Raw genomic sequence first — 7,031 nt, 5'->3', positions numbered from 1 at the left:
GTGCAGGGCGGTGACAAAACCATCCAATGAAGCGCCCTCGCTTGTGGTGGCGCGGGCGGCGTAAAAGCCAACCAGTTGGATAGGCTGATCCCTTTTGGGGTTGGCGGGGATGTTCGCGGTGGAGGTCTACGCGGCGGTTCGTGATTTTGTTTTCAATCAGGGGAAGAGCCGCCGTGAGGCGGCGCGTGTTTTTGGTCTGAGCCGCGAGACGATCGCGAAGATGTGCCGGTTCTCGCTGCCGCCGGGGTACACGCGCACGAAGCCGGCGGAGAAGCCGAAGCTTGGTCCGCTGTTGCCTGTGATCGATGCGATCCTGGACGCGGACCGGAGTGCGCCGGTGAAGCAGCGTCATACGGCCAAGCGGATCTTCGAGCGCCTGCGCGACGAGCATGGCTTTGCCGGCGGCTACACGGTGGTGAAGGACTACGTGCGGATCGGCCGGGCCCGTGGGCGCGAGACCTTCGTGCCGTTGGCGCATCCACCGGGTCACGCCCAGGTGGATTTTGGCGAAGCGATCGGGGTGATCGGCGGGGTTCGCCAGAAGATCCATTTCTTCTGCATGGACCTGCCGCAGTCGGACGCCTGCTTCGTGAAGGCCTATCCGCGGGAGACGACGGAAGTGTTCCTGGACGGGCATGTCTCGGCCTTCGGCTTCTTCGACGGGGTGCCGCTGTCGATCCTGTACGACAACACGCGCATCGCGGTGGCGAAGATCTGCGGCGACGGCCGGCGCGAGCGCACGCGTGCCTTCACCGAGTTGGTGAGCCATTACCTGTTCCGGGATCGCTTCGGCCGCCCGGGCAAGGGCAACGACAAGGGTAAGGTCGAGGGCCTGGTGAAGTTCGCCCGCTCGAACTTCATGACACCGATCCCGGTGGCAGCCAGCTTCGAGGCGTTGAACGCCGGCCTGGCGGAACGCTGCCGTGCCCGGCAGGGCGAGCGGGCCGGACGCCATGCCGGGACGATCGGGAACCGGCTCATCGCCGATCTGGCGGCGTTGCGTCCCTTGCCGGCCGTGCCGCTGGAACCGTGCGAGAAGCGCAGCGCGCGGGTCTCGTCGACCTCACTCGTTCGCTACCGTTCCAACGACTACTCCGTGCCGACCCGCTACGGCTTCCAGGACGTCGTGGTGAAGGGCTTCGTCGACGCGGTCGTGATCCTGTGCGGCGGAGCCGAGATTGCCCGTCACCCGCGCTGCTATGGCGAAGGCGCCTTCGTCTCCAACCCGTTGCATTATCTCGCGCTGATCGAGACCAAGCCCAATGCGCTCGACCAGGCGGCGGCGTTGCAGGGATGGGATCTGCCCGAGGTCTTCCAGCACCTGCGCCATCTGCTGGAAGCTCGCATGGGCAATCGCGGCAAGCGCGAGTTCATCCAGGTCCTGCGGCTGCTGGAGGCGATGTCGCTCGAGGTCGTGACCTTCGCGGTGACCGAGGCGATCCGGCTCGGCGCCATCGGCTTCGACGCGGTCAAGCTGATCGCGCTGGCTCAGATCGAGCGCAGGCCGGCCCGTCTCGATCTGTCTGCCTATCCTCACCTGCCCAGGACGATGGTCAGGACGACCTCGGCCGCCGACTATGCCGTGCTCCTGCCGGAGGAAGCGGCATGACCGGCAACACCAGCCACGCGATGCCGACGGGAACGACCAGCGGCACGCCGCAAGTCCTGCTGGCCCATCACCTCAAGCAGCTGAAGCTACCGACAGTGCTGCGCGAGTACGACAAGGTCGCCCGTGAATGCGCGCGTGATGGCGTCGATCATGCCCGCTATCTGCTGCGCCTGATCGAGCTCGAACTGATCGACCGCGAACGCCGCACGGTCGAGCGCCGGATCCGGGCGGCGCGGTTCCCGGCCGTGAAGAGCTTCGACACTTTCGACTTCACCGCCATCCCCGGCCTCAACAAAATGCTCGTCCTGGAACTGGCACGCTGTGGCTATCTCCTGCGCCGCGAGAACATCATCGCGCTCGGCAATAGCGGCACCGGCAAGACCCATGTCGCGCTGGCACTTGGCCTGGCGGCTTGCCAGAAGGGCTTCTCCGTCAGCTTCACAACCGCGGCTTCTCTGGTCAATCAACTCCTGGAAGCCCGCGACGAGAAGCGCCTGCTCAAGCTGCAGCGCGAGTTGCAGGCGGTGAAGCTGCTCATCGTCGACGAACTTGGCTACGTGCCGCTCTCGCCGACCGGCGCCGAGCTCTTGTTCGAGACCTTCTCGCAGCGCTACGAGCGCGGCTCGACCATCGTCACCTCGAACCTGCCCTTCGAGGACTGGACCTCGGTTCTGGGATCGGAGCGTCTCACCGGCGCGCTGCTCGACCGGCTCACCCACCACGTCAGCATCCTGGCCATGAACGGCGACAGCTATCGGCTGAAACAATCCGCCGGCCGCCGGCGCGCCAACGCCGCGGCGGAGCAAAACCAGGCCACGGCCGAACACGTCGATCCCGACACCGGCGAGATCATGGAGAGCTGATCAGAAACGAAAGCGACGATAAGCCAAGGGCCCCGATCGGGGCCCTTGGCTTATCGTCTCACATCGCCAGCGCTGGCCTGGTTTTGCTCCGCCCAAGTGGCCTGGAATCCGGCCGCCGTTGACAATTTGTCGCGCAGGCCTCGCAGGCCTGCTGGTCGCTGGTTGCTCGCCGCAAGCGGTGCCGACGGTCGAATCGATCACAAAGCCGACTATCGAAACTTTTTCTCGGTTGGGGAGCTGGCGACCTTGGCAATCTGCTCAGTCCGAGAAACAGTAGCTCGCGCCCGTAGCACACCTCGCTAATCCCGTACTGGAGCCAAGCAGGTCCGCATCGATCGAACGCGAGCATGAGAACGTGACGAGGCCAGCACCCAAGCCCACTTCAGTCGTTGCAACGACACCGAAACCTGTGGTTCGACCCGCGCCACGAAGTGCGCCCCCTGCGAGGCGTGAAGAGCCGAGCAAGTCCCTGCCAGCCATCGTCTTCTGCCGTACGCATAATGAATCCGGTCAACGCGTGCGTATGGAGTGCGACCCAGTCGAATGACGGAGGGCGCCCAAAGGCCTGAAGGATGTTCATACCCGACGATGGCGAACGTCTCAGACTCCCCGCTAAGCTCGCTGAGGCGTCAGACACAAAGCAAGGGCCCGCAGCCTGTGGAAACCGCCGTATTGCGACGGCAGGCCCGAGGTCGCGTGGGCTGTGGAGAGGGGCGAACGTCAGCACGCAGACAAAACGAGCTGATTCCTCGCCAGCTCCATGGGGCGGGAACCCTGCAGATAGCTCGCCCGACGACACTGGAGCCATCGGGCGCCTCCGGAAGATCGGCTTCAGTCGCTGTTCACAATCCGGTGGACAGTATGGGCCGCAGGAGGGACGAGGAATGAGATTGAGAGCAATCGCCTTCGCAGCTGGTGTTTTGATGATAGCATTCGCAGGGTCCGTTTCGGCGTTGCCGCGCGGAGCGGAAATCAATGCTCCCTCTGACCTACTCCAAGTGCAGATGCGATGCGACGCAAACAGCTGCATCGATCGTCGTACCGGCGTCTATACTCAGTCTACCTGTGACCGCTACGGCTGCAGGCCAATTGGTGGGCCAGTCGGCCGCGTTGGTGGCCAAGGACGGGGCTATGGTGGTGGATATGACGATCCCCCCCGGCGTCGTGGCTGGGACGATGACGACCGCGGTTATCGTGGCGGCGTTGGAGGCGGCTTTAGCTGCAATGCCAGCCGTTGCATCGAGGCGGGAACTGGCCGCGTCTGGGAGAGCACTTGCGATCGCCGCGGATGCCGACCGCTGCGGCCGGCTCGCGGCCAGCGCTGGTAGAAAAAACGGGCCTCAGGGGCAGTTTCAACTGCGAGGCGTCAGCACGGTGAGTTGCAACCACTCGACGACGGTTTGCACCGGCTACGCGGTCAGCGGCCGGGGCCGCGACTAGAATTGAGGAGTAGCTACCTGGTGGGCTTCACCCGGCCAGCGCCGAGTTGACGCGGTAGAGATAGGCGGTGAACCGAACTATGAGTTCTCTGATTCGGCGGACCATCCGCGGCAAGAGTCTGGCCATGTCCAGCGGGATCGCATAAGCGCAAGGTATGAGCTTTCCAACAGCCTCCGGCATCCCCAGCGATCCCGTATCGAACCCATCAACCCTATCGCTGTGCCTTGCCCGTTCGGGAACCACCCTACTGGTCGCGCTGCCGTTGGCTATGTGGCTTGCCAACCGTTCGGCCCCCCTTTTCCTCGGGCTGGCAGCACTCTGTTTCGCAGCCTCGGCTGTGGCGGAGGAAGGTGGGGCCGTTCTCTTTCGGCGCCTGCGGGGGGGGCTGCGCTCGCCGGCGGGAACCGGGCTTAGCGCCTTTCTGCTCTGGTCGCTTTTATCGATCGCTTGGAGCCACCGCCCGGTTCAGAGCATCGCCGTCTGGGGAGAATTCGCCCTGCCCATGGCTTTCACGCTCGTAATTGCCGCATCCAGAAAGTTTCGGCCTACGCCGATGCTGTTGCGCGCTCTCGCGCTGGCAATCATCCTGACTTCCGCGCTCGTGATGATCGAACTCGCCTCTGGCTTGTCACAGCGTGCAGCCCTCGGCTCCGGCAAGATGATGGCCTTTATCTTCAACCGCCCGGTGATTGTCGCAGTCGTACTCGCGGTGCCAGTCGTCCACCACCTCTGGACAATGCCATCTGGTCGCGGATTCGACCGGTCTCTTGCGGTCCTGACTGCTTCCATCGTCGTCATCCTGGCGCTATTTTCTCAAAGCGCATCGGCCAAGCTTGGCGTTGTTGTGGCAGCGCTCTGCTGGGTATTGGCGGCGCTCATGCCACGTGCGGCTCTGGGAGCGATCGGGCTTGCATTTGTGCTAACGATGGCGATCGGGCCAGTTCTAGGTGTGACGGCCGAGCGCGGGCTACCAACGCTGATTCTGGACCGCTTGCCCAAAATGACGGGTCAGGCTCGCATCGATATCTGGAGAAGCTTTGGCGAGGTGGCATGGGCGCGACCGATCGCGGGGACTGGGTTCGGCACTTCTGCCAGCATGCACGAGCACCCGGTGGCAGCAGACGTCTCGCCGGAGCAAAGATTGCTTCTGGCGGTGGGTCATCCTCATGACATGCCGCTACAGGCCTGGGCGGAGACCGGGCTGATCGGCGCAACATTGCTGACCCTCACTGGCCTGCTCCTGCTCGTGCATTTGCGCCATCTTCCGGCACGAGAGTTGGCGCCGCGGCTCGCGTTGTTCGCTACCGTCTTTTCGATCGCCACCGTTGGTCATGGCGCATGGCAGGGTTGGTGGATCGCCGGACTCGGCGCCGCTATACTTTGGTTTGAGAACAGTGACGAGACGCGTTTGGAAAATAATCACGGTTGAGTTCGCCGTTGAATGTTTGAAGGCTCGGACGCGATCGCGCCGGCATCGGCAGAAATTTTCAAACGTGCCGCCGTCTACGGCTGAATAGTTGCCGCGCCTGTTTCGTTGGCACCGCAGCGGGGGGGAGCGGGCTGCCCGTACGTCATGCAGCGGCGCGGATCAGCGTCGGGATCGCGACGGCGATCGTATGGGTGTGCCGGGCCTGGAAGCCCAAGGCGTGGCGACATGGTCAGCCGCGGCGCTTGAGGTTCGGTCCGCATGGGTGGTATCTGCGGGTCCTGATCGACACCGATTGGGACATCTCGCTGGCCGAGATGCAGGCGAAGCGGCGGGAGGAGCATGGCCTGAAGGCGACCATCGCCACGCTCTCGAAGTCTTTCGACCGGCCTTGCCTGACGTAGAGTGGAGTTCCACTCGGACGTCGGCATTCTACCGTATCAGCCACCACCCTCGGCAAGTACGCGAATGCGATGTCGCACCCCATTCTTCAATTCAGGATTTCACCTGGCACTGGTTCCGCCAGGCAAGTCCCGTCGAGATCAGTGACGACGAGGCGGCGCGTCACTGACGATGCGGGGCGCGATTGTAGTCACCCGCTCCCGGAATTACTGGCGGTCCGGCAGTGAATGGCCGAGTTCGCGGACGCGAGGCCTGGTGCAACGACACGCAACGTACGGGCGCGGTCAAGGGCCTTCGGGACAAAGCTGGTCAGCTGAAGGTATTTCAGTTGTAAAGCAAATTATGCGCACGGATCGTTCTTCGCCGATTCACGGCCAAAGAATACCCACCGGCTATCCGAGATTTGCGAGATGACGACGATCATAGCAACGCCGTCCTCGCATTCGAGATTGAACGTTTCCTCAAAGATTTGGGGCGGTGTTTTCATCCGTTGCCCATACAGGCGGCCAGCGCGCCCGAATTGTCCGGTTTCCACGTACTCATAGGTCACCTCCAAGCGCAGACCGCCCTTAGTCACCAACACGCCCTTCCCGGTGAACATCAGCTCCTCACACCGCGAAATGGGTTTGATAACACCCCGATGAAGACAGTGAGCAAATAGGCGCGCTATCGGGGGGAAACTCAACCCAATCAGCGTCGTGCAGGGATGCTTGGCGGGCTCGAGGGATCGGGGACGTCTAGCTGTCGTTTCCAAGAAGGTTGTTCAGTCTTGTCCATGGCGGCTTTCCACCGAGAGCTGAGTGAGGGCGGGAGAGGTTGTAGTTGTCGGCCCATGGCCCGATGGCGGCGTGGCGCTCTGCCGAGCTCTGATAGGGTCTTGCATAGGCCCATTCACGCAGGCTGGTCTGGATGAAGCGCTCGGCATTGCCGTTGGTTCGCGGGGTGTAGGGCCTGGTGCGGACATGGCGGGCGCCGGCCTTTGCGAGCGCGGCTGCGAAGAGCTTCGAGCGATAGGCCGAGCCGTTATCGGTCATCACCCGTTCGACGGTGACGCCGAGACGACCGAACCAGGCGAGCGCGCGTTCGAGGAAGCCCGTCGCGTCGTCCCGGCCGAGGCTTGGCAGAACTTCGACGAAGGCCAGCCGCGAGGCATCGTCGATCGCGACATGGAGATGGTCCCAGCCGATGCCGCGATTGCGGCCTGGGCCGGTGCGATTGCCGGTGATGCGGTGGCCGACGCCGTCGATCCGGCCCAGGCTCTTGATGTCGAGGTGGATCAGCTAGCTCGCCC

The 7,031-nt window shown here is 63.4% G+C and carries 5 protein-coding genes and 1 pseudogene; 4 read left to right on the top strand and 2 right to left on the bottom strand.

Annotation, left to right across the window (positions count from 1 at the left end):
* Positions 1-109 precede the first annotated feature (109 nt).
* From istA to AC1DW9_RS35840, 4 genes are all read left to right on the top strand, one after another.
* Complete coding sequence (gene istA / locus AC1DW9_RS35855; RefSeq protein ID WP_476777492.1) at positions 110-1,609, top strand: IS21 family transposase; 1,500 nt, start codon at positions 110-112, stop codon at positions 1,607-1,609.
* A gap of 20 nt (positions 1,610-1,629) precedes the next feature.
* Positions 1,630-2,472 carry an IS21-like element helper ATPase IstB gene (gene istB, locus AC1DW9_RS35850; RefSeq protein ID WP_476768778.1) on the top strand — a complete coding sequence of 281 codons (843 nt, stop codon included), beginning with the start codon at positions 1,630-1,632 and terminating at the stop codon, positions 2,470-2,472.
* A 1,594-nt stretch (positions 2,473-4,066) separates the two neighbouring features.
* The gene (locus AC1DW9_RS35845) at positions 4,067-5,341 is read left to right on the top strand and encodes an O-antigen ligase family protein (protein WP_476777491.1); all 1,275 of its coding nucleotides are present in this window, start codon (positions 4,067-4,069) and stop codon (positions 5,339-5,341) included.
* A gap of 242 nt (positions 5,342-5,583) precedes the next feature.
* A complete protein-coding gene (locus AC1DW9_RS35840) occupies positions 5,584-5,742 on the top strand; it encodes a hypothetical protein (protein WP_476777490.1) in 159 nt (52 codons plus the stop codon).
* Positions 5,743-6,080: 338 nt separating this feature from the next.
* Here the strand turns inward: AC1DW9_RS35840 and AC1DW9_RS35835 are convergent, their stop codons facing one another.
* The gene (locus tag AC1DW9_RS35835) at positions 6,081-6,341 is read right to left on the bottom strand and encodes a hypothetical protein (RefSeq protein ID WP_476777489.1); all 261 of its coding nucleotides are present in this window, start codon (positions 6,339-6,341) and stop codon (positions 6,081-6,083) included.
* Positions 6,342-6,477: 136 nt separating this feature from the next.
* Positions 6,478-7,020 (bottom strand): annotated as a pseudogene (locus AC1DW9_RS35830) (integrase core domain-containing protein); the annotation flags it as partial.
* Positions 7,021-7,031 lie beyond the last annotated feature (11 nt).

Source organism: Allobosea sp. P4_E12, from assembly GCF_056401655.1.
The sequence above is the reverse complement of the archived record's forward strand: the minus strand, read 5'-3'. Positions and strand labels throughout refer to the sequence as shown.